The organism is Actinosynnema sp. NPDC023587 (assembly GCF_040640215.1).
In the GTDB taxonomy this organism is placed as follows: Bacteria; Actinomycetota; Actinomycetes; order Mycobacteriales; family Pseudonocardiaceae; genus Actinosynnema.
Window position 1 is genome coordinate 30,413 of record NZ_JBFABG010000016.1, and the last position, 24,774, is coordinate 55,186.

The window sequence follows — 24,774 nt, forward strand, 5'->3', positions numbered from 1 at the left end:
GGATCCTCCCCGACGTTCTGTGCTGGCTTGTCACCGTACCGACCACCCGACAAGATCGGATTAGGGCTTTCCGGGTGTATCAACTGCGCCGTTCGGGTCATAGGTTGTCATGGCCGGTCGGACTGGTCGTCATCGAGCTGTCCCGTTCCCGTGGTGGAGGTGGCTGTGATGGCACTGGAGAACGATCACGATCTTTTGGACGTCTGGTTGAGTGACAAGCAGCGCCGAGGTGAGCGAAGGCGGTCACAGGACCCGCACGTGCACCTCGGGTTGCGGTTCGCGTTCTACGGGCGGATGTCGACCTCGGAGTACCAGGACCGGCATTCCTCGCGGTTGTGGCAGCGGGAGGTGTGCGAGCGCCTGGTCGCCGGGTACGGGGTGGTCGTGGCGGAATTCTTCGACGAGGGCGCCTCACGACGGCGTCGGTGGTCCAACCGGCCGGAGGCGGCGCGGCTGTTGGAGGCGTTGGCCGACCCGGACCGCAGGTTCGACGCGATCGTGGTGGGCGAGTACGAGCGGGCGTTCTGCGGTCGTCAGTTCGACGAGCTGGTACCGCTGCTGCGTGTGGTCGGGGTGCAGGTGTGGCTGCCGGAGGTCGGTGGCCGGGTGGACCTGGATGACGACGAGCACCGTCGGTTGATGACGTTTCTGGGTGCGCAGTCGGAGCGGGAGGTGATCCGGGCGCGTAACCGGGCGTTGGCGGCGATGAAGGCGCAGGCCGAGCTGGGTCGGTATCTGGGTGGTCGTCCGCCGTACGGGTACATGCTGGTCGATGGCGGGCCGCATCCGCGGCGAGCTGATGCGCGGTGGGGGCGGCGAGCGCGGAAGCTGGCACCTGATCCGCGGACCTCGGGGCACGTGAGGTGGATGTTCGCCCGTCGGTTGAGCGGGGTGTCGGTGGCAGGGATCGCCCGAGGACTTAACGAGCGCGGTGTGCTGTGCCCTTCGGCGGCGGATCAGGAGCGCAACCGGCACCGCTCGGGCGTGGAGTGGAGTGTGCAGTCGGTGCAGACGATCCTGGACAACCCGCGCTACACCGGCCGTCAGGTCTGGAATCGGGTCGCCAACGACCGTGACGAGGTCGACCTGCGCACCGGTCGGTCGGGACAGGTGCCGAACCTGCCGCAGGACTGGGCGGTCTCCCGGGAAGTGGCGCATACGCCGCTGGTGAGCATGCACGACTTCACCGCAGCCCAGAACGTGCGCGCCCGACGCCCCAACGACGACGGCGGTGAACGTCGGTACCTGTTGTCGGGTCTGGTGGTGTGCGGGGTGTGTAGGCGGCGGATGGATGCGCACTGGGTGCACGGCCGTCCCGGTTACCGGTGTCGTCACGGCTTCAGCAGTGCCCGGCGGCGTCCGGCGGACGGGCCTAGGTCGTTGTACTGGCGTGAGGATCGTCTGCTGGAAGACATCCCGGTTGCTGCGGCGTCCGCAGGTTTCGCGTGGTCGGCCGTGGGCGCCGACATGGTGGTGTTACTGCGCGAGCAGGATATGACTGTTGTCTGCGGGCACCGAGGGATCGAAGTCTTCGGAGGTCCGATGCCTGCCCTGTCGTCGCAGAGTTCGGCGCTGACCGACGATGCACTACGGTGAGCGCCCATGTCCGAGGGTGAACAGGACGCGGTGGGTTCCGCGACCTCGGGTGCCGTGCTTCCACGGTCCCGGGAGGCGGAGGGGCGGCTGTTGTTGCGTCGTCTGGTCGCTCCGCTGGTGCGGGCGGGCTGGTCGGAGGCCACAGTCGAGGAGTGGTACGACGACGAAGATCCGGACCGGAGAGGTGCCGAGGTCGCGGAGGTCACCGTCGGGTTGGAGAGGTCGGGCTTCCACCTGCTTGTGTCGTGGAATCCGGTGACGGGTCAACTGGTAGTCGCGGACCCGACCGAGGGTTGGGAGTGGGACGACGGACTGTTGCCGCCGCTGCTCCCGCTCGACGAGGAGATCACCGTAGACCTGGCAGGCGAGAGTTCGCAGGCCGTTCGTGCCGAGACCGCACGTCGGGCGTTCGCGGCCGCAGGACTGCTGGACGCCACGAGGATCCGGCTGGCCGAACCGGCTACCTTCCTGCACGCCGATCTGGTCGTGTCCTTCCGGGCCGACTACGTGCATGACGCGGCCATACGTCACCGTGGGCGCGACGACCTCGCCGGGGTGTTCGCGTCGCTGGGCGAGGAGTTCTCCTGGCGGATCGCCTCGGGGATGCGCGCCTATCCGCTGATCGTGCCCGCGGCGGTGCCGTCGGCCGCGGCGCGGGGGATCGCGGAGTGGTGCTGGCGCCGGGAGAGCGTGGTCGAGGAGTGGCACCACAAGGTCGACGACCTCACGATGGCACGTGCCAACATCGCCGCCACCCGGGCGGTCCTGCCCCACGTGCACCTCGAAGGCGTCGACTGGCCCGCCCTGCGTCTGGCCCTGACCCTCCCCGGTCGACGCCTGGCCGACGGCCGCGCCCTGGCCGAGCTGTTCGAGGAGGGCTGGGAACCGATCCTCGCCTCGATCCACGGCCAAGTGGACCTGTGGCAGCGCGCGGAGGACGAACTCGGACCGCAGACCGTGCTGGCGTTGCTGAGCATGCACGGCTCGCGCACCGAGTCCGTCGGCGACTGGTGGGGCTCCGGGCACTACGAGACGCTCACTCGCCTGGTGATCGAGAATGGGGCACAGGTCGGCAAGCTGCCTCGGGCGGCGCTGGAGTTGTTCGCCGACGCGGATCGGTTCGCCGACATAGCCGCCCACGCCCCCGACGTCCTCGACGACGACCTCCTGCACTGGCTTACCCGCGCCATCTTCGATGAACAGTCCCGACGCCGTATCGAAGGGGAACCCGACACCGCCGTCGTCACCTTGCCCGACTGGGTGGCCGAGGAACTCACCGAGCTGCTCACGACGGATCACGACGACGCGTCCTCCTGACCGGAGGCAGGGCCGACAACACTGCCACGAAGCCGGCGAGGTCACTCGATCGCGGGTTGTGTCCGTGATCCTGTTGTCGAGGCGTCGATGTCGTGACGGCCCGGATCGGACAGCGGGGTGATGGTGTGCGGCCGATCGGGCCTGTCCCGATCCACGTTCTCGCCGCCGTGCCAGCCTCGAAGTTCGAGTGTGGACGAGGGAGGCGGATCGTGACGGCCTTGTGCGACCGGGACGTGCTGACCGACTGGATGGGTCTGTGGACCGAAGACGACACCTACGGTGCACGCGGAGTCCATCCAGGACCGGCCGTGGTGGGTGGGTTGCGGTTCGCCTTCTACGGTCGCACCTCGACTATCGAGCATCAGGATCCGGAGACCTCGCAGGCGTGGCAGTTGGAGGTGTGCGAAGACCTCGTCGCCGGGCACGGCCGGATCGTGGTGCACTTCTTCGACGCCGGAAAGCCTCGGCGTGACCGGTGGTGGGACAGGCCGGAGGCTGCGGCGTTGTTGGCGGCGATCCGCGATCCGGAGCGTGGGTTCGACGCGATCGTGGTGGGCGAGTTCGAGCGTGGATTCGCCGGGGACCAGATCGAGCACGTCGTGGCGCTGTGCCGCAGACACGGTGTACAGGTGTGGCTGCCCGAGGCGGGCGGTTCGCTGGACCTGGACAACCCCGAGCACCGGGCACTGATCCGGATGCTGGGTGCGCAGGCGTTGCGCGAGGTCGTGCGCGCCCGGCACCGGGCGATGGCCGCCATGCGTGTTCAGACCCGCGACTACGGCCGTTACCTGGGCGGTCGTGCCCCCTACGGCTACCAGTTGGTGCCCGCAGGCGCGCACCCGAACCTGGCCGAGGCTCGTCGCGGTCGGTGCGTGTACCGCCTGGAGCCTGACCCGGAGACCGCGCCGACCGTGCGGTGGCTGTTCGCCGAACGCCGGGCCGGGCGCAGCGTGAAGGACCTGGTCGCCACGCTCAACCAGCGAGGCGTGCCCTGTCCGGCTGAGCATGATCCGGAGCGCAACCGGCACCGGACCCGTCGTCGGTGGACTGCGCAGTCGGTGGCCTCGATCCTGGCCAACCCGCGCTACACCGGCTGGCAGGTGTGGAACCGGCAGAGCGTCGACCACGACCACCACACCCCGAGCGAGCGCAGGCGCCGCCGAGTCACGAGGTGGAACCCGACCCACCACTGGGTGCTGTCCCGACAGCGTGCCCACGCCCAGCTGGTCAGCGAAGCCGACTTCGTCGCGATCCAGCGCATGCGCTCCAGTCGCCCGAACCAGCACGGTGAGGCCCGCGAGTACCTGTTCGCCGGGCTGTTGCGCTGCGGCGTCTGTAGCCGGCGGATGGACAGCCACTGGGTGCACGGCCGTGCCGGCTACCGCTGCCGCCACGGCCGCCACGGCCGCCACGGCCGCACCGGCCCGCGTACCGAACACACCGCGGCCACGCTGTACCTGCGCGAGGATCACTTGATCACCGGCATCAGCCACGCCTTGCACATGCCCGTGGCCGCGAGCCCGAGCCGCGTTGCCGCCCAGCTCCGCGCCCGCCACATGATGGTCGTGTGCACCGCCGACGGAGTGTCGGTCGAGATGCCGCGCCCGATCCTGCGGGCCGCGTAAACACGAAACCACGGGTCCGATCTGATAAACTCAAGATCGAACCCGTGGGGTAAAACTGTGTCCGAGGAGCGACTTGTGCACTATCCACACGTCTCTACCTCGGTGACTAAAATTGAGTACATCCTGCGTAATTATCCTTTTTCGCTTCCGGAGAAGACGTTCGCCGACTGCACGCAATGGTTGTCGCGCTTCTTCGAGCAGCGACCCGGAGGCGGAGCGCTTCAGTCATAGCAGCCTTAACACAGGGGACGGACCAACTACGCTACAGACAGGCCCTCGCGCCAGGCCCATGGAGTCATCAGGGCACGCCGGAGCTACCAACTGGCGGTCCTACCCGGGCTGATGGGACCTCAAATCTCCCACCTACGCACGCCCCCGTAGTACTGGTCCTGCGGTCTGCGATACTAGTCAGGTGACCGAAGAAGACTTCATATTGAGCGACCTGAAAGAGCGTTACGCTTCGCAGCCTAACGAAAAGAATTACGCACGTCTCTATGCAACCGAAGATAAACACCTATCACCGATGTTCACATCTTTCCATCAGCGACTGAACGACTTGTTCGACTTCATGAACACCAAAACTCGCGTCAACGGCCACTACAATGCCGACCAGAGTCGCGCACTTCTCAACCTCATCGAGGAGCTCGATGAGGTTCGCGGCGTGCTTCGCCGGATCGGCATGGAATTCAAGCTCGCACCTGACTATGAGAATGCAATCAAGTCATGTAGGGAGTTCTTGAGGGTTTCAGGGGGAAGTCCAATTCCGGAGGGATTCGAGCTTATCCCTATCGAACGATACGGGCAAATATTTCAACGAGCAGACAACACTGTTCGACTGAAGAAGCGAGATCGCACCTATCGACTACAGTTGATAGGTGAAGGTTCGTATGCCGTCGTTCACAAATACTTCGACGAGGAGTACAAAAAATTCTTCGCCATCAAACGAGCAAAGAAGGGGATCTCGGAGAAGGACTTGAAACGATTCCGGGCCGAGTACGAACTGATGAGAGGGCTGAGTTTTCCTTACATCGTTGAAGCCTACACGTATGACGAAGAGAAGAACGCGTACACCATGGAATATTGCGATGGAACCCTAGGGGAATTTATAGCTCGACACAACTCACAACTAAGTTTCGACACTCGCAAGAGAATTGCGCTTCAATTTCTTTACGGAGTCAACTACCTACACCTGAGAAGAATTCTTCACCGGGATATCAGCAAGCAAAACATTCTAGTAAAGAAATTTGATTTCCCTGCCATCACCGTAAAGCTGTCTGACTTCGGTCTTCACAAAGACCCCGCTTCCGATCGGACGTTCACGGGATCTTCGATGAAGGGATCAATACGCGACCCCACGTTGGAGAGCTTTAAGGACTTCGATGTGCGCGCAGAGATATACGCCGTCGGCCATATTCTGTCCTTTATATTCTCAGGTCGCGAGAGTTTTGGCTCGCGCATCGGACAAGTCCAAGAGATAATCGAACGTTGCACGACTTCTCGCCGACAAGAACGCTACGAATCCATGGGCAAAATTATCGCGGAGATCGAAGTTCTCTCCGCCCCTAATGGCCCGACGCCAACGAAGCCACCCTCATCCTGACACCGACATCAAGCGCCAAAAAATGAAATTGGTGTCATGCTTTCATCCACAAAAGCCCAGGGCGTTACCAGTTGGACCCTAAAATCCATAGTTCTCAGGCGTCGTACGGTCTGAGACTCGAAGGAGTCTTCGGGTCCCGATCGACAGTAATGCATAGCGCTCTCCAGTGCATCGCCGATAGCGACGGCTATCAAGTCACTATCATCAACGGCCGGAAAAGTCATATTCAAGTGCCCTGGACTGTCCGTCAAAACATGCATCACAACCTGCCGAGTTAGCGGACTCAAGTCTTTCCATAGTCGCACCAGGTCAAAATTGCCCAATGTGGGATAAAAACCGACACTCCAAACAATACCGCTGCTTCCCGAAGGTTGATCAGTTTCGGCCAGAAAATTCGCCCAAGGACGGACGGTATAGCTCAGCCGAACCCCCATATTATATTGACGTTCAGCATGAGCAATCAGCCCTTTTGCACCGGGAAGATCGTCTCGTCTGAATGCTGAAAAAATCGGATCGTCCTTGCTGACGCCAGCAGGTTCTAGCCAACGGTTATACGAGGTGATCGCCCGAAAGGCCCCCCTTTCAAGATCTCGAAGGGTCTGTTCGATTTTTCGCAGGTCATCTCTGTGGGGTCGGCGTAGATGGCCAATGCGGTTTCGAATACTAAGCAATTCCGCCCTACGGCCCGCCCAGGACTCGCGACCGGGCAAAGAAGTTGAGAACAACTCCCAGTTCTCTTCTATCAACCCGAGTAGTCTACTGGCATCGAGATATGCCAACGGGTTTTCCCAATCTGGTGACGCCATGTATTCGTACTCATCGTCTCGCTGTTGACGAATCTCGGCTTGGCTGCCTATGGCATTATTCCAGTTGAGCCCATCCCGTGACCTGATCTCCACGTATGCCAGGTCTCGAAGCCATGTCTCAAGTTGCCACCAGCGCGCGTAGAGCGCGAGCGCATGCGATGGCATCCCGTTGCTATCCAACACTACCGAAAGCGCAGAGGTCACATCGAGAGGTAACCTGTCCCAGGTGGGAATCGATTCTTCATCATCAAACACGCACCGAGTATAGCGGATCGTGGCGAACGTCTACCATCGACACACCTACTCGAACAGCACACCATGGAATGGTTCTACCAGCCTATTTTGCATCAATGCCAAGCTTCCGCATGGGAGCAAGCAAGCTCGGAGGTCACGCTAGGTCGCTCCGTGTCGTGTGCAGGCCGTTCGACGGACGCAACGAAGTCGCCAAGTTGAGGACAACACATTCGTTCGAGCGAGCGGGGCGGTGGAGATGTGGAGTGCTATGAGCGTCGATGTGGGCGGGATCGTGTTGTTCCTGGTCTGGTTGATGTTGCCTCCGCTCTACGTCATCGCCCTTGGTCGGCGGTATGTGCGGCAGTGCGTGGAGAGCGCTGCGGCGGCGGTGTGGGCGCGGCAGGAGGTTCTGGCTGTGCTTGAGGAGCCGTCGTCTGTTGGTCGACATCATCTGGAAGGAACGTGATCGACATGGCGACTGTGACGACTTTGGCGGAGTCCGAGGACGGCGTGGCGGAGGAGCAGGCTGCGGAGGCGCGGCGGGGTGCGGGAGATCTCGGCTCTGAGCCGTACGACCCGGAGATGATGGCCATGGTGATGGCGGCGGCTCCCAGTTTGTTCGCTGTGGTCGAGTACGAGGTGGCGCACCCGGAGATCGCTCGGGTGATGGGGTTCGGAGTGTCCGCTGACGAGTGGGTGCATGTGGTGTCGGTGGATGGGAAGGCGTGCGGCACGTTCGAGACGGCCGAGGAAGCGCTCAAGCCCTACGGCAAGTCGGACAAGGTGGCTGCGCGGGTGGTGTGGGTGTCGCCAGCGCTGGCGCTTCAGAAGATGATCATGAGGTAGAGCCTGCTTCCCCTGGGAAGTGAGTGGGACGGGACGGCTGTGGGCGGCGCATCTTCGGATGTGCCGCCCACAGCCGTTTTTGTGCCTGTTGGGACGGGGTTGGGGAAGGTGTCCCAGTGTCCCGTGGCGGTGTTTGAGCGGGTCAGAGGCGTAGTTCGGGGTGTCCCATGGTGGTGGGTGGCGGGACGGGTGGGACGGCCGTTGGGACGGCTGGTTGATCTTCTGCGGGTGGGGCTTGGAATCAACCGCGCGTTGGCGTGTCAGACTGAAATCAAGACACAGTCAGCGCTTGATCAGCTCTGATCATCGTTCGGACGTGATGGGAGGGCGTGGCTATGCGGACGCCTCGCACGGTGCTTGAGGAGAAGATTCGCGAGCGGCGGATGACGTTGGAGGAGTTCGCCGAGTACGCGGAGACGTTCGCGCGTGAGCGTGGCGAGCCTGGCACGCTGGGGCTCCGGCACCTCCAGCGCCTGGCGGCCGGGCGGAAGTCTTCCGGGGAGCCGTTGGGGCCAGTTCGGGCGGTCACGGCTCGGCTGTTGGAGAGCATCTTTCAGGTCAGCATTGAGGAGCTGCTGGCCGTGCCCGCGCCGGATGACAGTCTCGTTCGGATTGCGACTGCTGAACCGCCTGTGCGCGCTGACGTCGAGTTCGCTGCGGCGCTTGACTGGTTGGACGATCGGGCTGGGTGGCCTGCGGGCACGAGTAGTACCAAGGTCCGATCTGGACTCTCCGGGTTGCGGCCTGGGGCCTTGTTTGATCGGCGGGCGGCGCGGACCAAGGTTGGGCGTCGGCAACTCGTGCGGGCACTAGCCCACTACTACCGGGGTGGGGTGGATGGGTACGGCATGTACCGCGCGGCTTTCGGCGGTCGGGTGCTTGAGACCACCATGTTCGGGGTTGCGGACTGGTGGACTGCTGTTCGACCGTTGGCGGATGGTAGTGAGCGGCTGAAGTTGTTGCAGGACAACGGGATTGCGCTGCCCGTATTGGATGGGGCGATGGCGGGTGCTGCGGCTTCGAAGCTTGCCGAGTCGGCGGCGCTTGGGGTGCGGGTGGCGAACCTTCCGCTGTACCGGCTGTTGGGGATTGAGCGAGGTAACCCGCTTGAGGGCACGGTGGGGGTGGTGCCGTTCGTTGAGTATGCGTTGACGGCTGATCTGTTGGAGAGCGAGCTGGTAGACGCCGTGAGTCAGCGGCGGGGCGGGTTGCCGCTGCGGGATGAGTACCTGCCGGATCTGGGGGCGGTGCTCGACTTGCCGGCGCGGACGTGTGCGGGTGGGGTGCTGGCGCTGTGTGCCATCGCGCGGCCCCGTGACCGGTTCCGGGGTGAGCCGGACTATGCGTTGCTGGTGCAGGAGCGATCTGGGCATGTGCTCAACACGGCTGGGCGGCTTGCGGTCATCCCCAAGGGTTTTCACCAGCCGCTTAACGACCTTCGTGGAGACGTGGCGGTCAGCGCGACGTTGCTTCGTGAGCTGGAAGAGGAGCTGTTTGGGCGCGCGGAGTTGGATACGACGACCGGGGAGATTCGCGCGGCCTCGCCAATGCATCCGGGGCGGTGGTCGGAACCGATGCGGTGGCTTGCTGCGGAGCCTGGGCGGATGCGGTTGGAGTGCACTGGGTTCGGGTTCAACCTGGTCAGCGGAAATTATGAATATGCCAGCTTGATCGTCATCGAGGATGAGGAGTTTTGGCCACGGTTTGGTGGGCAGGTGGAAGCTAACTGGGAAGCGGCTGGGTTGCAGCTCTATTCGAGTCTTGACGGTGAGCTGATCAGTGATTTGGTAGCGCGGGAGTCCTGGAGCAACGAAGGGTTGTTTGCGTTGCTCCAAGGACTTCGGCGGCTTCGGGAGATCGGCGGCGGGCGGGTTGATCTGCCTGCCGTTGAGCTGTCAGGTTTGTGACGGCCAGCGGACCGTGAGAACGGTGGAGTCGGCTACGGCTTCCCATGAGTGATCGATGCCCGGTCCCCACATGATGTAGTCGCCTGGGCGGGTCATGGTGGAGTTGCCTTCGGTGGTCTCCACGCGGAAGTGGCCGTTTACCAGGAAGACTAGAGTTGTGCGCTGGTCGTCGGAGGTCCAGTCAGTGCGCTTGTCGCCTGCGGGGTGGTTCGCCCATTTGACCTCTACGTCCTTCTGGGAACGGACGCCCTTGGATGAGTCGATGAAGTGGCCTACCAGCCATCCACGGGTGGCCTCGCCGTCTTCGTTGGCGTTTCCGGCTTGCCAGTTGGCGGTCACTTTAGCTCCCATTCGATCGCGGGCAGGTTGACGCGGGTTCCGCCTAGTTCGCGTAGGCGTCGGAGACCTTGCAGGAGCGCGAAGAGTCCTTCGTTGCTCCACGCTACATCGTTGGCGAGTTCTTCCAACTGTTCATGGTCGAGGCTGGAATACTGGCGCAGCCTTGCGGACTCCCAGTTGGCTTGGACTTGACCACCGAAGCGGGTCCAGAATTCATCATCGTCGATGACGATAAGGCTGGCGAATTCGTAGTTTCCGCTCACCAGGTTGAGGCCGAAAGCTGTGCACTCCATGCGTAGGCGACCGGGTTCGGCGGTGAGCCAGCGCATCGGGTCGGACATGCGGCTGGGGTGCATGGGGTCCGCGTGGCGCTGCTCCCCCACCGTGTGGTCGATGTCTTCGCGGCCGAACAGTTCTTCTTCCATCTCACGGCGCAGGGTCGCGCCGACCTGGGCGTCGGCTCGGTAGTCCGTGAGGGGCTGGTGGAAGCCCTTGGGGATGACGGCCAGGCGGCGCGCAGCGTTGATGACGTGGCCTGAGCGTTCCTGCACCAAGAGGAGGTAGTCCGGACCTCCACGGAACGGGTCGGCTGGGCGCGCGATGGCCGTTAGGGCGAGGGTGCCGCCGGCGCACATGCGGTCGGAGAGGTCGAGTGCTGCGGAGAGGTTCGGGAGGTAGGCGTCTCGGAGTGGGAGGGCTCCGGGGGTCGTTGGGGTGTTGGTGGTGAGGGCGTCGACCAGCTCGCCTTCGAGCAGGTCCATCGTCACCACGTACCCCACAAAGCTCGTCACGCCTACGGAACCGGTGATCGCGCCCTTGCGCGCGTCCACGTCGAGCAGCCGGAACAGCGGCAGGTTGACCATCCGGTTTCCCAGCGCCAGCGCTTCGGCCAACCGCTGGGCTGCGCGCCCGGCGGTCTCCTCATCCATCGCTAGATCATCGTCCGGGGTTACGCCGGAGAGCTTGAGCCGATCGTGAGCTGGGAGGAGTGGGCAGGCCAGGTTCAGCCAGTCAGGGTGAGTGAGGACTGTGGTGGTGGCTTGGGTGTCGCCGAGGGTGGCTGTGTAGCGGCCGTGGCCGGTTGTTGCTGTGCCGTAGTAGGTGGTGAGCGCGCGGGCCGTGTCGCGTTGGTTGACGCGGCTGCGGCGGACGCCTCGGTCTTGGAGTGCGCGGACGTCGAGGCGAACGAGACGTTCGGCGACGTGGCGGCGGGCCGTGCCTGGCTCCCAGCCGGCGTGCTCGTCGAGCCAGTCGAGAGCGGCGACGATCGTTGGGTCTGCGCTCAGGCGTACTTCGGCGTCTTGGGCTGCGCCTTCGGGCAGGTCGAGGGGTTCGTCATCGGTGAGAGCGGCGAACCGGGCTTTCGCTGCCGGAGCGGCCCTGTCCAAGGCCGTGTCCAGTAGTTGCTGCGCGTCCGGCTTCGGGCGGGTGTCCGGCTTCTGGTGCCAGAACCCGACGGTCCTTGGTGATACGCCGAGGTGTTCGGCGAACGCTTCCTGACTCAGCCGGAGGGCGGCTTGAAGCACGCTCGCTGTCCGACCGGTCCAGACTTCGTTCAAGCCCATCTCGGCGCTACTCCCCCGATGCGTTTTGCGGTGAACCTGCGGTGGTCTTGCAGGAGTTTTGCTGTGGTGTTGCATGGGAAGCGAGGCGTTTTCGCAGTGGAATTGACCCCATGGAAAACACCTCATCCCACCAGCGGCGACGCACCGGGCTATCGGCGTTCTCGGACGTGTTCGATGACCGTGGCCAGGTCCGTTTTAAGATCGTCGAGGCGTTCGGTGATCTCCGCGAGGCGCTGTTCGACACTGTCCAAACGGGACCACAGGGTGTCGGTCGGGTTGGCTACCGGTTCACCCGCCTCGGGTGGCCTTCGGTTGTGCAGCACGGCATCGAGGTGTTGCGGGTGCCAACCGAGGGTTGTCGACAGGGACTCAAGCGTGCGCGGACTGCGGCGACGCTCGACGGTGTGGTGTTGCACCTCGCGGACGATCGCTTGGGAGACGTGCGAGCGCTCCGCAAGCTCCCGTTGACGCCATCCCAGTTCGTTGACTCGCTGGTTGATGGCCTTGGCGACTGCCGCCCAGTCTTCCGACACGTATTCCTCCGCGCTCCGCCTCGGCGCTGAGATTAGCCAACTTCGGCTGTTGCGTCGTGCGTACACGCAACGCCTGATCAAACGCACCTCGCGGTGCGCTGAAATCAGCATTTACTAGCTGAAATCATCAGATTTGCTTACTTGAAGGGCTTTTCTTATGCGGACTTCTCTGTCTTCTTCCGGCTACACCGTTCGGCGGGTTGCGTGGCTGCTGGGCGTGAAGCCGTCCGTTGTCCACCGGGCCGTCCGGGTCGGGACGCTGCCGGTGGTGTGGCGTCACGGGCGGTGTGTGGTTCCGGCCGGTGTGGTGGTTCGGCTGCTCGGTGAGTCCTGCGGTGGGAGTACGCCGTGAACCTGGTCTGGATCGCTTGGGAGCTTGATCGGCTGCGGTGGGTGCCCACGGGCGTGCTCGCTGACGTGGTCTCGCGGGATGGCCTGTGCATGGGGGCGTTCACGGAGGTGCCGCCGTGGGCCGATGAGGAGATGACCGATCGGGAGCTGGCCGCGCGGATGTGTGCGGGGTGCCCGGTCCGGGACGAGTGCTTGGAACTGGAGTTGCGGACGGGTGGCGAGGACACCGTGGGGGTGTGGGGTGCGCTGGCCGCCGACGATCGGCGGAAGTTGTACGCGCACTGGCTCCGGCGCGGTGAACGTGCCGAGAGGGGGCCGTGTTCATGAACGGTCTTGTTCTCACGCCTGTGCAGGTGGTGGCTGGGCTTGGCGTGGTCCTGGTGCTGCTGGTGGTGTGGCGGGCGGGTGCTCGTCGGGCCAAGCCGACGGCTCGGGCCGCTCAGGGTGGGGTTCGGCTGGTGTCGTTGGCCGGGCGGGTCGTGTGCAACGCGGCGTTGATCGTGGTTGTTCAGTGGGTGGTCTTGACCCATCGTGGGGGTGGGTGGCTGCTGGTGGCCGTGCTTGTGGTGCCGGCGCTGTTCGCGTCCTACACGTTGACGCGGGCGTTGATGGTGACCACCTACGAACCTCGGCGTCGGCGGGGTGAGCGGCGATGAGTGAGCCAGTCGCTCGGGTGGTGGTTCAGGTGGACCGGCTGTGTTGGACCGGGATCTTGCTGGGATTGGCGTTCACGATGACCAACGTTCAGCAGTTCGCGGCGGCCGGGGCTGCGGTGTGGTCGTTGGCTTGGTGTGCGGCTTGGCTGCTGGACCCGATGGTTTCGCTGGTGTTGCTGGCCATCCTGCGGGCTGAGCAGGTGACGGCTCGGCATGGCGTGCGCATGGGTGGATGGGTGCGTGGTGCCAAGTGGTTCACGCTGGCGGCCACGTACGTCATGAACACTTGGGGCGCGTTCATGGACGGCTCGGCCGCGCTCGTGGTGCTGCACTCGGTGCCGCCGCTGGTGGTGTTCGTTGCGGCTGAGGCTGTGACGGAGTTGCGGGACAAGCTCGGCGCGGCGGTTGTCAACGCTGCACCGGGTGGTGCTGCGGAGCCATCAGGGCCGCCCACTCCTCGTACGTCCTTTGCGGAGTACTTGGTGGTTGCTCGGGCTGCGCGTACAGCGGATGTGGTGGTGACGCCGGCGTGGGTTCGTCAGGTCACGGGGTGTTCGCGCGGATTGTCTTCTCGGCTTGCGGCGACGCTCGGTAAGGACGGGGGCCGATCGTGAACGGTGATTTGGTGCCGGTCGAACAGGTCTATGACGGTGAGGTGGTTCCTGAGCGGGGCGAGGTCGTCCCGAGGGTGAATCGTGGGTGGCGGCGGTCGCGGGTTATCCCTTCTGAGTTGAGGTCGCGGGACGGGCTGCGGCGGGTCGTTAACGATGCGCTTGCCTGGTTGGTGCGGTTGCCTGGGCGGTTTCTCCGATCGGTGGGTCGCGGTTTGGTGGTCGCCGTGCGGGCGTGGCGGCGCTGGGTGCGGGTGCGGGACTACCGGGAGGCTGCGGAGCAGTCGGAGAAGTTGGCGGACAAGTTCGTTGAGATCCGGGCGTTGACGCTGTTCCGGTGGAAGGTGACCGGGGTCGTTGTGGGTGCGGCTTCGGTGGTGGTTGCTGTTGGGCACCTGGTCTACGGCGGGGTGGCGTTGTGGATCGCCGGCGGGCTTGTGTCGGGCGCGTTGGCGATCACGGGGCGTCGGAAGGACGGGGCACCGGGACGGAAGGCTGTGTTGGGTGGGCCTCGGACGCTGACGTGGACGATGGATGCCCAGGTGTTGGTAGATGCCTTTCGGGACGCGAAGTTGATCGGCAAGGACGAGTCCTTGCGGTTGGTGGAGCGTGCTGCGCGGGTTGGTGACGGGTGGGCGGTCACAGTCGACCTGCCGGCTACGCGCAAGGCCGTGGATGTGATCAAGAACCGGGATGCGCTGGCCTCGGCGTTGGCTGTGGATGAGGTGCAGCTCATCGTTGAGCGGGTGCGTGGTCGTGGGGGTCATGCCGGGCGGGTGTTCTTCTGGGTGGCGGATGAGGACCCGTACGCGGGGCCGCCGATGCGGACGCCGTTGGTGGATGCGGAGCGGTGGGACGCGTGGCGGGCGGTGCCGTTCGGGCGTGACGCGCGGGGTCGGCGGGTTGATCTTCCGTTGGTGTGGACGTCGCTGCTTGTGGGGGCGATTCCCAGGCAGGGCAAGACTTTTTCCGCTCGGCTTGCCGCATCGGGGTTGGTACTGGACCCGTATGCGCGGCTGTATGCGTTCGATGGCAAGGGAGGCAAGGATTGGGACGCTATCGAGCAGCTTGCGTACCGGTTTGTGTGCGGGGACGGGTTGGCCCAGGCGTACGCGGTGCGGGACCTCCTGCTGGAGTTGGTGGCAGAGGTGCAAGCCCGGTACGCGCGGATGGCCACTTTGGACGATGAGGTCTGTCCGGAGTCGAAGATCACTCCTGCCATGTCGCGTGATGTGGGGTTGGGGATGCCGGTCACGGCGGTGATCGTTGATGAGGTGCAGGTCTTCCTTGAAAACCCCGTTCGGGAAGAGGTTGGCGGGAAGAAGACCACGCTGGGCGCGTACATCGCGGATCTTTTGACCTACCTGGTGCGCAAGGGTCCGGCGGCTGGGGTGGTGGTCATCCTGGCCACCCAGCGGCCGGACTCGAACACGATTCCGTCGCGGTTGCGGGCGGTGCTGGGGTCGCGGTTCGCGTTGCGGGTGATGGACTGGCGCGATTCCAACATCGTGTTGGGCGAGCAGATGAACACGCGTGGGTATGACGCGTCCACGTTGCTGCCTAGTCACAAGGGCGTGGGCATCCTGCGGCCGGACGGGGAGACCGACGCCGGGGCGGACCTGGTCGCCATGACCGTGCGGACGTACTACATGCCGAACGCTGACTGGCGGGTGATCTGCGAGCGTGGGCGGGCGTTGCGGGAGGCTGCCGGGACGCTTGGCGGTCATGCGGTCGGGGATGACGCTGCTCGGCCGGTCGACGCCTCGGCTGTGGCGGGTGTGCTGGGCAGCGGAGCGGCTGACGGGTGGGTTGACGAGGTGCCGGAGCTGTTGGCCGCTGTTGTGGACTACCTCGGTGATGAGCTGGACGCGCGGGAGTTCGTGCCCACCGCCGAGCTTGTCGAGGCGCTGGAGGTCGACGCGGGCACGTTCGGACGGGAGATGAGCGAGCTCGGCTGTCCGCCCGTGAGGCAGTACGTCCCGCACGGTGACGGGGTGCGCAGGGTGCGCGGCTACCTCACCGCCGACATCCGGGTGGCTGCGGGGCTGGCCGATGATGAAATCGGCTCTGACGAGCCTGGTGCGACGTGAGCGCAGGTGAGGACGTCACGGTGTACCTGCCGGACGCTCCTCCTGTACTAGCGCCTGTGACCAGCCGCATACTGCTTGCGATACTGGTCGAAGCGACCGAGGTGGAGGTCTTGGACGGACCTCCGGGAGGGGGTGACCATGACTGTTGAAATCAGCCATGACCCGTGGGCAACGCTGGACGAACTGCTCGGCGTCGAGGTGGTCGACGCTGTCGATGATGGGATCGGGCCTGTAGCCGCCTACGGGCGTTGTTCGACCGAGGACAACCAAGACCCCGAGACGTCACGCGGCTGGCAATTCGGCAACGCCCGGAAGTTCGTCGGGCCGTTCGGCGGCACGGTCGTTGAGGAGTTCTTCGACATCGGGCAGTCACGGTCGGTTCCGTGGGAGCGTCGGGGTGACGCTGCGCGCTTGCTGGCTGCGTTGAAAGACCCTCATCGGGGATGGAACGCGGTGGTGGTGGGTGAGGGCACCAGGTGTTGGTTCGGGAACCAGTTCTCTCTTGTTGCGCCCAAGTTCGCCGCGTATGGCGTCGACCTGTGGGTTCCGGAGCTGGGTGGGAAGTTCGACGCTCGGAACCCTTCTCACAAGATGCTGATGAGCGTGCTCGGCGGCATGAGTGAGTCGGAGCGTCAGCACGTCCAAGCGCGCGTTCGAGCGGCGATGGACGCGCAGGTGGTGAACGAAGGCAGGCACCAGGGCGGACGTGCGCCCTACGGTTACAACGTGGTCGACGGTGGGCCGCATCCCAACCCGAGAAAGGCTGCTGAGGGGTTCCGTCTTCGGATGCTGGCCGTTGACGAGCCGAGTGCCGAGGTGGTTCGGCGGATCTTCGCCGAGTATCTGGACGGGAACGGGGATCGGGCTGTTGCCGCCATCTTGAACCGGGAGGGCATTCCGTGTCCGTCGCTGCGGCGGCCGGACCAGAACAGGCACCGGCTTGCGGACGGATGGCAGGGCAGCACGGTGCGCGCGATTCTGGAGAACCCTCGGTACACGGGGTACGCCGTGTTCGGTCGGTGGACCCGACACGAAGTGCTATTGGACCCTGATGACGTGGCGGCCGGTCACGTGACCCGCTTCCGTCGTTCGAGCCCGGATCGCGTCGTGCGGTCCCGACGTCCCGCACATCCGGCCATCGTGTCCGTGGAGACGTTCACTGAGGCGCACCTGCTCCGGCGGACGCGCGCGGCCGGCGGGATGCGGGGTATTGCGAAGTTGGAGCGCACGCGGACCGCCGGCAAGCGGTCCTATCCCCTGCGCGGCTTGATCAGGTGTGCGGTGTGCCGCCGGAAGATGCAGGGTGAGCCGGTTCGGAAGGGCACCTACTACAGGTGTACGGCTCGGACGCTCGCGCCCGGTTCGCCAGCGTTGGCTGACCACCCGAAGACCGTGAACCTTCGCGAGGATGTTGTTCTGACCGCGCTCAATGGCTGGATCGGGCGACTGTTCGCGCCGGAGAACGTGGACGCTACGGTTGCAGGCCTGCTCGGTTCCCAGGAAAGCACCAAGAAGAACAGCGCGAGCGACACCAAGAAACGGCTCGCGGCGGCAGAGGAGCAGTTGAGCCGCTATCAGCAGGCGATCAAGGCGGGTGTTGACCCGGCGGCACTGGTCGAGGTCATCAACCAGGCACAAGCGGACAGGGAAGCGGCACGGGCAGAGCTGTCCAAGGTCAAGAGCGGGGGGAAACTGGACGTCGCCGAGGTGTACGCCATGATCGACTCACTCGGCGACATCAAGGCCACCTTGGATGACGCCAAGCCGGAGCGGCTGGCCCAGCTCTACGCAAAGTTGCAGGTAGAGCTACTGTACGAGCACGCAAAAAAGGCCGTCACAGTGACGGCCTCCCCGCGTGTGGATAACGTGCGTGTCCGAGGGGGGACTTGAACCCCCACCCCCTTTCGGGGACTAGCACCTCAAGCTAGCGCGTCTGCCATTCCGCCACCCGGACTCGGCTCTCGCCGTGGTGTGCCCATAGGTTACATGATCGTCTTTCATGGTCCAAATCGGGGTGCTCGCTTGCAGGCCACTCTGAGTTTGCGCTGATCAGAGCATTGCGACGGGAATGACCGGAGGTCAGACCCCGGAGGTGGAAGGAGCGCGGTCAGGCGGCGGGCGAGGGGGTGTGGCCGGTGAGTGAGATGGCGCTCCGTGGATCAGGCTGGAACGGAGGGTAGTTGCCATCCTGTGGGTGTGATGGTGACTGAGGTGGCACAGGTCGTAGGGCTGACACGGGGCCGGATTTAGTCCTAAGTGGACTGCTGGAGTGAGTGGGAGTGTTGGTGTGTCGGGGGATTCCGGTTTCTGCTTCGCTTGGTGTCGGGACCGCGTTCGTCAGCGGTGGGGAGCTGTGGGATTCCGATGGCGGCCGGATCGGTGGCGGTGCCTCCTGCGGTCTCCGCGCTGTGCACGTCGACCTTCCGGCTGCGGGATGGGGAACTCCACTTTCCGGCATGCGGACCTACCGGTCGATCACCGAGGGGTTCGCCGACGTCTCGGTCGCGGTGACCTGGGGGGCACGGGGGCCTATGCCGACGCTCACGGTGACGGGGCGGTCACCCGGGCCGCCGGGGTCGAGCTCGGTTACCGGTTCGTCTTCACGCTGACGAGCTGATCCGCAGGTGCATTGCCACCCCGGCGGAACGGCCACTGTTCGTGGGCTTTCCGGTACGTCCCGTGATGGTCGGCGAGGTAGGTCACAGCCAGGAGTCGCCGCACGGTCCGCGGGGCATCCGCCGGGCCGGAAGGCGCTTGGCCGAGCGGCTACTGTCACGCACGACAGTGGTGCTGAGGAGGATCCTGGTGGTTGCGGAAGACGGGCGTCGGCTGGCCGTTGTGGTTCGAGAGCAGAAGGACGTGATCGTCGAGCGGTGGGTCCGGGCCGCTGCGGAATCGCTGCGCGGGCGGGTCACCGCGGCCGAGCTCGACCGGGAGTTCCGGGAGGTTTACGCCGTCCTGCTGCCGCTCGTGGGCAACGACGGGCGCAGGATCGACGACGAGCGGTACATCGAGATCCGGTCCGTGCTCGCGGAGATGTCACGGACGCGCGCCCGCAGCGGTTACACGCCGTCGGAGACCGCGTCCAGCGTCTTCGCGCTCAAGCGCGTGGTGTTCGAGCTGATCGGCGACGACGCGGACGCGGAGCTGTTCCGCGAGCTCATCGACTTCTCCTCGCTGCTCGACGCGCTGGGCCTGGTCACGTTCGAGACCTTCGCCCGCGCCCGGGAGGAGATCATCACCGAGCAGTCCGAGCAACTGCTGGAGCTCACCACCCCGGTGGTGAAGCTGTGGGAGGGCGTGCTCGCCGTCCCGCTGGTCGGCACGCTCGACTCCGCGCGCACCCAGGTGGTGATGGAGAAGCTGCTGGAGAGCCTGGTGGAGACCGGCGCTGAGCACGCCATCATCGACATCACCGGCGTGCTGGCGGTGGACACCCAGGTCGCCCAGCACCTGCTCAAGACCGCGTTCGCGGCCCGCCTGATGGGCGCGGAGTGCACCATCTCCGGCATCCGGCCGCAGATCGCCCAGACGATCGTGGCGCTGGGCATCGAGTTCGGCGACATCACCACCAAGGCGTCCCTGGCCGACGCCCTGCGGCACGCGTTGCGCCGTGAGGGTGTCGAGGTCGTCGCCGCCGCCGGCAAGGGTCGCTGATGGAACGCGTCCCCATCCTGGAGATCGGCGGCGTCCTCCTGGTGTCGATCCAGATCGACCTCCAGGACCAGACGGTGCTCGCGTTGCAGGAGGACCTGGCCGAGCGCATCTCCGACACCGGCGCGCACGGCGTGGTCATCGACATCTCCGGGGTCGAGATCGTCGACTCCTTCATCGGGCGGATGTTCGCCACCATCGCCTCGCTGTCCCGCCTGTTCGACGCGACGACGGTGGTCGTCGGGATGCGCCCGGCGGTCGCGATCACGCTCGTCGAGCTCGGGCTGACGCTGGGCGACGTGCGGACGGCGCTGAACCTGGAACGCGGTCTGAAGATCCTCGGCGAGCTGCGCCGAGGCTCGCGGTGACAGCGGCGCAAGGCGAGCCGGAGGAGTTGCCGATCACCGGCGACGACGACGTGGTGCGGGTGCGCCAGCTCGTGCGCGGCTACGCGCAGCGCGCGAAGCTGTCGCTGGTGAACCAGACGAAGCTGGTGACGGCGGCCAGCGAGCTCGCCCGCAACACCCTGGTCTACGGGGGTGGCGGCGTGGCGCGGGTCGAGTTCGTCTCGGACGGCCGGCGGCAGGGGGTGCGGGCGGCGTTCGAGGACCACGGGCCCGGCATCCCCGACCTGGGCCTGGCGCTGGCCGACGGCTGGAGCAGCGGCAGCGGCCTGGGTCTCGGGCTGAGCGGGTCGCGCCGGCTGGTCGACCAGTTCGACCTGGACACCGAGGTCGGCCGGGGCACGACGGTGACGGTCGTGAAGTGGAAGGGGTGACCACCTGCATTCCGGTCGCGGAGGACGTGGCCTGGGTCCGGGTGGAGGAGGCCGCGCAGGTGGGCCGGGCCCGGCGGGTCGCCACGGCGCTGGCCGAGCGGCTGGCGTTCGGCGAGACGCGGGTGGCCGAGATCGGGCTGGCGGTCACCGAGATCGGCACCAACCTGCACAAGCACACCAGCGGTGGTCGGCTGCTGGTGCGGGCCCTGCGGGCGGACGACCGGGCGGCGGTCGAGGTGGTCGCGGTCGACAGCGGGCCGGGCATCGCCGACCTGGGCCTGGCGATGCGCGACGGCGAGTCGACCACGGGCACGCTGGGCATCGGGTTGGGCGTGGTGGCGCGCAGCGCCGACCTCCTGGACGTGTCCACCCGCCGTGACCGCGGCACGGTCCTCGCGGCCCGGTTCCACCGGCGGGAGCGCGGCGTGCCCGACTTCGCCGGGGACCCGGTCTCGGCGGGTGTGACGCGGCCGATCGCCGACGAGGAGGTGTGCGGCGACGCCTACGCCGTGCGCCGCGCCGGCGGGAAGCTGTGGCTGATGATGTGCGACGGCTCCGGGCACGGGCCGCTGGCGGCGTCCGCGTCCCGGGAGGCCGTCCGGGTGTTCTGCGACGAGGAGCCGACCGTGCCGGAGGCGGTGGTCGCGAAGCTGCACCGGGCGTTGCGGGGCACGCGCGGCGGCGCGGTCTCGGTGGCGGCGCTGGACCCCGGTCGCGGCGTGATCCGCTACGCGGGGCTGGGCAACATCGCCGGGGCCGTGCTGGTCGAGGACCGCAAGCGGACCATGGTGTCCGTGCCGGGCATCGCGGGCTACCAGGCGCGGACGATCCAGGCCTTCGAGTACGAGCTGCCGCCCGGCGCGCTGGTGGTGCTGCACTCCGACGGGCTCACCGAGCGCTGGACGCCCGAGGACGTCGCCGGGGTCTCCTCCCCCTTGCTGCTGGCGGCGACGCTGGTGCGCGACGCGGGCGTGCGCCGGGACGACGCGAGCGCCCTGGTCGTGGCGGTATGACCTCGCCGGCCGACGACCTGCTGCGGTTCGCCGTGGCCCGTGAGGCCGACGTGTTCCTGCTGCGGCAGTTCGGGCGGGAGGTCGCGGCCACCGTCGGGCTGGACCCGCAGGACCAGATCCGGGTGGCGACGGCGCTCAGCGACGTGGGTCGTGAGCTGATCGCGGTGCGGCCGACGACGGGGCTGGTGTTCCGGCTGCGCGCCGAGCCGGAGCCGGCGCTGGTCATCGCGATCGGCACGGTGGACGTGCGGGGGCCGGGCTGGGACACCGCGCGGCGGTTGCTCGACGGGTTCGAGGTCGCCGGTGACGGTGTGGACCTGGTGAAGTCGCTGCCGCGCGGTCACGCGCGGCCCACCCCGGCGCAGACCGCGCACCTGCGGGACATGCTGTCGCTGCCCGCAGCGGACGTGCTGGAGCAGTTGCGGGCGCAGAACCGGGATCTGCTGGAGACCCTGGAGTCGTTGGAGGCCAAGCGCCGGGACCTGGTGCGGCTCAACGACGAGTTGGAGGAGACCAACCAGGGCGTGGTGGCGCTGCACAAGGAGCTCTCCGAGGAGCTGGAGCAGACCAACCTGGGCGTGGTCGCCTTCTACACCGAGCTGGAGGAGAAGTCGAACCAGCTCCGGGAGGCCGCTGCGGCCCGAACGCGGTTCTGGTCCAACATCAGCCACGAGCTGCGGTCGCCGGTGAACTCCATCATCGGCCTGACCCGGCTGCTGGTCGCGCCCGGCGGCGATCCGCTGACCGAGGAGCAGCGGCGGCAGATAGACCTGGTCAACGACGCGGGCTCGACGCTGTTGGCGCTGGTCAACGAGCTGTTGGACACCGCGAAGGCCGAGTCGGGCAGCCTGCGCCCGAAGTTCGCGCCGGTCGACGTCCCGCTGGTGCTGGCCCAGTTGCAGGGCACGTCCCGGCCGATGACCCGCAGCGCCGAGGTCGAGCTGGTCTTCGACCCGGTGCCGGGGCCGTTGCCGCTGATCTCCGACGAGGTGATGTTGCAGCGCGTGCTGCGCAACCTGCTGTCGAACGCGCTGAAGTTCACCGAGCGCGGGACGGTGCGGTTGGGGGTGCGGGCCGACCACGCCGACGAGACGGTCCGCTTCACGGTCGCCGACACCGGCATCGGCATCCCGCCGGAGGAGCAGTCGCGCATCTTCGAGGAGTTCTACCAGGTGCCGGGACGCCTCCAGGTGGGCGCGGGCGGCACCGGGCTGGGCCTGCCCTACGCGCGCCGGCTGGCCCGCCTGCTCGGCGGCGACATCGTGCTGCGCAGCACGGCGGGCGAGGGCACCGAGATGACGCTGTGGCTCCCCCAGTCCGAGACCGACATCCTCAACGCCGACACCGCGCTGGTCGTGGAGGCCGACGACGCCGTGCGGGCGCGGGTGGTGATCTCGCTCGACGGTGTCGCGCACACCGTCGTGCAGGTCAAGGACGGGCGCGAGGCGCTGGAACGGGTCCGCGCGCAGCGGCCGGACGTCGTGGTGCTGGCCGCCGACGTGCCGCGCGTGGGCGGCCCGGAGATCCTGGCGTTCCTGCGGGCCGACGACGAGCTGCGGGCGGTGCCCGTGGTCGTGGTGACCGGCGGGGTCGACCCGGACCTGGAGCGCCTGGTGACCGGCCTGTCGGCGGTGCTGCTCAACGCGGCGGCGATCGCGCCGTCGACCCTGCGCCGGGCGTTGCGCGACGCCGTCCGCCTGGTACGACCGGAGGACCCCCGATGACGACACCGGAAGGCGCGCACGTCCTGGTCGTGGACGACATCGAGGCCAGCCGCTACGTGCGGGCGAGCTGGCTGCGCCGGGGCGGGCACCGGGTGACCGAGGCGGTCACCGGCGGCGAGGCCCTGGACCTGCTGGCGGCGCAGGAGTTCGACATCGTGGTGCTGGACGTCGACCTGCCGGACATGAGCGGTTTCGACGTGGCCGAGCGGATCAAGGGCGACCCGCGCACCGCCGCGATCCCGGTGGTCCACGTCTCGGCGGCGTTCCGCGAGGCCGAGGACCGCATCACCGGGCTCAACCGGGGCGCGGACGCCTACCTCACCGAGCCCGTGGACGCCGGCGAGCTCATGGCGACGGTGGAAGCCGCGCTGCGCTACTACCGGGCCCGCGCGCTGGCCGAGCGCCTGGCCGACCGGCTCGCGAAGCTCACCTCCGCGACCCTGGCCGTCAACGCCGCCACGGATTTCGACGCCCTGGCCGCCGAGGCCGCGCTCGCCGCCGCGACCGTGCTGGCGAGCCCGGCGGCGGCCATCAGCCCCGCCGGCGAGGGTGGGGCGTGGCTCGCCCGGACCACCGACGGCGGCAGCGTGGTCGTGGCGCGCGCGCCCGAGTTCGACGACCTGGCCACGGGTGTGACGATCGTGGCCGACCCGCCGTGGGACCCGGGGGTGCCGGCGGCGGTGGTCGTGGCCCGGAGCACGCCCAAGCGCCCGGCGGTGCTGCTGGCCGTGCCGCCCGCCGCGGTGACCACGGACGAGGACCGCAACCTGCTGGTGCAGCTCGCGCAGGCCACCGTGCTGGCCGCCGAGGCGCTGCGGGCGTACTCCGAGGAGCACCAGCTCGCGGTGGTGCTCCAGCGCAGCCTGCTGCCGCGCGAGCTGCCGGTGGTGCCGGAGCTGCCGATGACCGCCCGCTACGTGCCCGCCTCGGCGCACGCCGAGATCGGCGGCGACTTCTACGAGGTGACCCGCCTGGGTGACCGGTTCCTGATCGCGATCGGCGACGTCTGCGGCCACTCGATCAGCGCGGCGATCATCATGGGCGAGGTCCGGCACGCGCTGCGCGCCTACGCGGTGGAGGAGGAGGACCCGGCCGAGATCCTCCGCAAGCTGGACGCGATGCTGTCCCGGTACCACCCGATCAAGGGCCTGACCACGATGTGCCTGATGCTGGTGGACCCGGCGGACGGCTCGGCGGTCGTGGCCAACGCCGGCCACATCCCGCCGCTGGTCGCGCACGGGGACGGCGCGGAGTACCTGGCCGTCCGGGGGCCGATCCTCGGCATCGGCCTGCCCCACCCGCCGGTCAGCCACGTCCGGCTGCCGCCGGGTGCGCTGGTGCTGCTCACCACCGACGGCCTGGTGGAGCACTCGGGCGCGAACCTGGACGAGGGCATGGACCTGCTGCGCGACGCGGTCCGCCCGGACGTCGACATGGACGCCCTGTGCGACGACCTGCTGGCCCGGTTCGGTGCGAACAAGAAGGACGACATCGCGTTGTTCGCCTTCCGGCTCCCCGAAGCCTGACGT

General features: G+C 66.6%; 22 protein-coding genes and 1 tRNA gene. 18 read left to right on the plus strand and 5 right to left on the minus strand.

The window, feature by feature from the left end; all coding sequences use genetic code 11:
* Positions 1 to 168: 168 nt before the first annotated feature.
* The 4 genes from AB0G01_RS30335 (at position 169) to AB0G01_RS30350 (ending at position 6,138) form a co-directional block, all read left to right on the plus strand.
* Positions 169 to 1,596, plus strand: coding sequence for a recombinase family protein (locus AB0G01_RS30335; RefSeq protein ID WP_360952523.1), 1,428 nt, complete (start codon positions 169 to 171; stop codon positions 1,594 to 1,596).
* A gap of 6 nt (positions 1,597 to 1,602) precedes the next feature.
* Positions 1,603 to 2,913, plus strand: a complete 1,311-nt coding sequence (locus tag AB0G01_RS30340) for a hypothetical protein (RefSeq protein WP_360952526.1) — start codon at positions 1,603 to 1,605, stop codon at positions 2,911 to 2,913.
* Positions 2,914 to 3,122: 209 nt separating this feature from the next.
* Positions 3,123 to 4,538: a recombinase family protein gene (locus AB0G01_RS30345; protein WP_360952529.1), complete on the plus strand. Its 1,416-nt coding sequence runs from the start codon at positions 3,123 to 3,125 to the stop codon at positions 4,536 to 4,538.
* 412 nt (positions 4,539 to 4,950) lie between these two features.
* Positions 4,951 to 6,138: a protein kinase gene (locus AB0G01_RS30350; RefSeq protein WP_360952532.1), complete on the plus strand. Its 1,188-nt coding sequence runs from the start codon at positions 4,951 to 4,953 to the stop codon at positions 6,136 to 6,138.
* An 8-nt stretch (positions 6,139 to 6,146) separates the two neighbouring features.
* Here the strand turns inward: AB0G01_RS30350 and AB0G01_RS30355 are convergent, their stop codons facing one another.
* Entirely contained in the window at positions 6,147 to 7,199 is a 1,053-nt protein-coding gene (locus AB0G01_RS30355) for a hypothetical protein (protein ID WP_360952535.1), read from the minus strand.
* A gap of 247 nt (positions 7,200 to 7,446) precedes the next feature.
* On the opposite strand from AB0G01_RS30355, the gene AB0G01_RS30360 reads away from it, so the two are divergent.
* The 3 genes from AB0G01_RS30360 (at position 7,447) to AB0G01_RS30370 (ending at position 9,931) form a co-directional block, all read left to right on the plus strand.
* Positions 7,447 to 7,644, plus strand: a complete 198-nt coding sequence (locus AB0G01_RS30360; protein WP_360952538.1) for a hypothetical protein — start codon at positions 7,447 to 7,449, stop codon at positions 7,642 to 7,644.
* Entirely contained in the window at positions 7,641 to 8,024 is a 384-nt protein-coding gene (locus tag AB0G01_RS30365; protein ID WP_360952541.1) for a hypothetical protein, read from the plus strand. Before AB0G01_RS30360 ends, AB0G01_RS30365 begins: the two co-directional genes overlap by 4 nt.
* A gap of 353 nt (positions 8,025 to 8,377) precedes the next feature.
* The gene (locus tag AB0G01_RS30370; protein WP_360952544.1) at positions 8,378 to 9,931 is read left to right on the plus strand and encodes a transcriptional regulator; all 1,554 of its coding nucleotides are present in this window, start codon (positions 8,378 to 8,380) and stop codon (positions 9,929 to 9,931) included.
* Here AB0G01_RS30370 and AB0G01_RS30375 read toward each other — a convergent pair.
* The 3 genes from AB0G01_RS30375 to AB0G01_RS30385 all read right to left on the minus strand — a co-directional run bounded on the left by AB0G01_RS30375 (position 9,920) and on the right by AB0G01_RS30385 (position 12,368).
* Complete coding sequence (locus AB0G01_RS30375; RefSeq protein ID WP_360952547.1) at positions 9,920 to 10,270, minus strand: signal peptidase I; 351 nt, start codon at positions 10,268 to 10,270, stop codon at positions 9,920 to 9,922. The genes AB0G01_RS30370 and AB0G01_RS30375 overlap by 12 nt on opposite strands.
* Complete coding sequence (locus tag AB0G01_RS30380; RefSeq protein ID WP_360952550.1) at positions 10,267 to 11,835, minus strand: transcriptional regulator; 1,569 nt, start codon at positions 11,833 to 11,835, stop codon at positions 10,267 to 10,269. The genes AB0G01_RS30375 and AB0G01_RS30380 overlap by 4 nt, the downstream gene beginning before the upstream one ends.
* A 149-nt stretch (positions 11,836 to 11,984) precedes the next feature.
* The gene (locus tag AB0G01_RS30385; RefSeq protein WP_360952553.1) at positions 11,985 to 12,368 is read right to left on the minus strand and encodes an XRE family transcriptional regulator; all 384 of its coding nucleotides are present in this window, start codon (positions 12,366 to 12,368) and stop codon (positions 11,985 to 11,987) included.
* A gap of 348 nt (positions 12,369 to 12,716) precedes the next feature.
* On the opposite strand from AB0G01_RS30385, the gene AB0G01_RS30390 reads away from it, so the two are divergent.
* The 5 genes from AB0G01_RS30390 (at position 12,717) to AB0G01_RS30410 (ending at position 17,966) form a co-directional block, all read left to right on the plus strand.
* A complete protein-coding gene (locus tag AB0G01_RS30390; protein ID WP_360952556.1) occupies positions 12,717 to 13,046 on the plus strand; it encodes a WhiB family transcriptional regulator in 330 nt (109 codons plus the stop codon).
* Positions 13,043 to 13,375 carry a hypothetical protein gene (locus tag AB0G01_RS30395; protein WP_360952559.1) on the plus strand — a complete coding sequence of 111 codons (333 nt, stop codon included), beginning with the start codon at positions 13,043 to 13,045 and terminating at the stop codon, positions 13,373 to 13,375. The genes AB0G01_RS30390 and AB0G01_RS30395 overlap by 4 nt, the downstream gene beginning before the upstream one ends.
* On the plus strand, positions 13,372 to 13,989 hold the full coding sequence (locus AB0G01_RS30400) for a hypothetical protein (RefSeq protein ID WP_360952562.1): 618 nt from the start codon (positions 13,372 to 13,374) through the stop codon (positions 13,987 to 13,989). The genes AB0G01_RS30395 and AB0G01_RS30400 overlap by 4 nt, the downstream gene beginning before the upstream one ends.
* On the plus strand, positions 13,986 to 16,076 hold the full coding sequence (locus AB0G01_RS30405; protein WP_360952565.1) for a cell division protein FtsK: 2,091 nt from the start codon (positions 13,986 to 13,988) through the stop codon (positions 16,074 to 16,076). Before AB0G01_RS30400 ends, AB0G01_RS30405 begins: the two co-directional genes overlap by 4 nt.
* 138 nt (positions 16,077 to 16,214) lie before the next feature.
* Complete coding sequence (locus tag AB0G01_RS30410; RefSeq protein ID WP_360952568.1) at positions 16,215 to 17,966, plus strand: recombinase family protein; 1,752 nt, start codon at positions 16,215 to 16,217, stop codon at positions 17,964 to 17,966.
* On the opposite strand, the gene AB0G01_RS30415 is transcribed toward AB0G01_RS30410, so the two are convergent.
* Positions 17,948 to 18,030: transfer RNA gene (locus AB0G01_RS30415), tRNA-Leu, on the minus strand. The two genes, AB0G01_RS30410 and AB0G01_RS30415, sit on opposite strands and share 19 nt — an antisense overlap.
* 851 nt (positions 18,031 to 18,881) lie before the next feature.
* Between AB0G01_RS30415 and AB0G01_RS30420 the strand changes: the two genes are divergently transcribed.
* The 6 genes from AB0G01_RS30420 to AB0G01_RS30445 are packed head-to-tail and all read left to right on the plus strand — an operon-like array spanning position 18,882 to position 24,771.
* On the plus strand, positions 18,882 to 19,733 hold the full coding sequence (locus tag AB0G01_RS30420) for an STAS domain-containing protein (RefSeq protein WP_360952571.1): 852 nt from the start codon (positions 18,882 to 18,884) through the stop codon (positions 19,731 to 19,733).
* Positions 19,733 to 20,098 (plus strand): STAS domain-containing protein, encoded by a 366-nt coding sequence (locus tag AB0G01_RS30425; RefSeq protein WP_360952574.1) that lies wholly within the window; start codon positions 19,733 to 19,735, stop codon positions 20,096 to 20,098. Before AB0G01_RS30420 ends, AB0G01_RS30425 begins: the two co-directional genes overlap by 1 nt.
* Positions 20,095 to 20,508: an ATP-binding protein gene (locus tag AB0G01_RS30430; protein WP_360952577.1), complete on the plus strand. Its 414-nt coding sequence runs from the start codon at positions 20,095 to 20,097 to the stop codon at positions 20,506 to 20,508. The genes AB0G01_RS30425 and AB0G01_RS30430 overlap by 4 nt, the downstream gene beginning before the upstream one ends.
* Positions 20,505 to 21,521 (plus strand): ATP-binding SpoIIE family protein phosphatase, encoded by a 1,017-nt coding sequence (locus AB0G01_RS30435; protein ID WP_360952580.1) that lies wholly within the window; start codon positions 20,505 to 20,507, stop codon positions 21,519 to 21,521. Before AB0G01_RS30430 ends, AB0G01_RS30435 begins: the two co-directional genes overlap by 4 nt.
* A complete protein-coding gene (locus AB0G01_RS30440; protein WP_360952583.1) occupies positions 21,518 to 23,245 on the plus strand; it encodes an ATP-binding protein in 1,728 nt (575 codons plus the stop codon). The genes AB0G01_RS30435 and AB0G01_RS30440 overlap by 4 nt, the downstream gene beginning before the upstream one ends.
* On the plus strand, positions 23,242 to 24,771 hold the full coding sequence (locus AB0G01_RS30445) for a fused response regulator/phosphatase (RefSeq protein WP_360952586.1): 1,530 nt from the start codon (positions 23,242 to 23,244) through the stop codon (positions 24,769 to 24,771). Before AB0G01_RS30440 ends, AB0G01_RS30445 begins: the two co-directional genes overlap by 4 nt.
* Positions 24,772 to 24,774: the final 3 nt, after the last annotated feature.

Bases quoted from the DNA above. Each gene is read 5' to 3' on its own strand.
- AB0G01_RS30360 (WP_360952538.1), top strand. From the start codon at position 7,447: ATGAGCGTCGATGTGGGCGGGATCGTGTTGTTCCTGGTCTGGTTGATG.
- AB0G01_RS30410 (WP_360952568.1), top strand. From the start codon at position 16,215: ATGACTGTTGAAATCAGCCATGACCCGTGGGCAACGCTGGACGAACTG.
- AB0G01_RS30400 (WP_360952562.1), top strand. From the start codon at position 13,372: ATGAGTGAGCCAGTCGCTCGGGTGGTGGTTCAGGTGGACCGGCTGTGT.
- AB0G01_RS30395 (WP_360952559.1), top strand. From the start codon at position 13,043: ATGAACGGTCTTGTTCTCACGCCTGTGCAGGTGGTGGCTGGGCTTGGC.
- AB0G01_RS30380 (WP_360952550.1), bottom strand. From the start codon at position 11,835: ATGGGCTTGAACGAAGTCTGGACCGGTCGGACAGCGAGCGTGCTTCAA.
- AB0G01_RS30335 (WP_360952523.1), top strand. From the start codon at position 169: ATGGCACTGGAGAACGATCACGATCTTTTGGACGTCTGGTTGAGTGAC.
- AB0G01_RS30445 (WP_360952586.1), top strand. From the start codon at position 23,242: ATGACGACACCGGAAGGCGCGCACGTCCTGGTCGTGGACGACATCGAG.
- AB0G01_RS30340 (WP_360952526.1), top strand. From the start codon at position 1,603: ATGTCCGAGGGTGAACAGGACGCGGTGGGTTCCGCGACCTCGGGTGCC.
- AB0G01_RS30425 (WP_360952574.1), top strand. From the start codon at position 19,733: ATGGAACGCGTCCCCATCCTGGAGATCGGCGGCGTCCTCCTGGTGTCG.
- AB0G01_RS30440 (WP_360952583.1), top strand. From the start codon at position 21,518: ATGACCTCGCCGGCCGACGACCTGCTGCGGTTCGCCGTGGCCCGTGAG.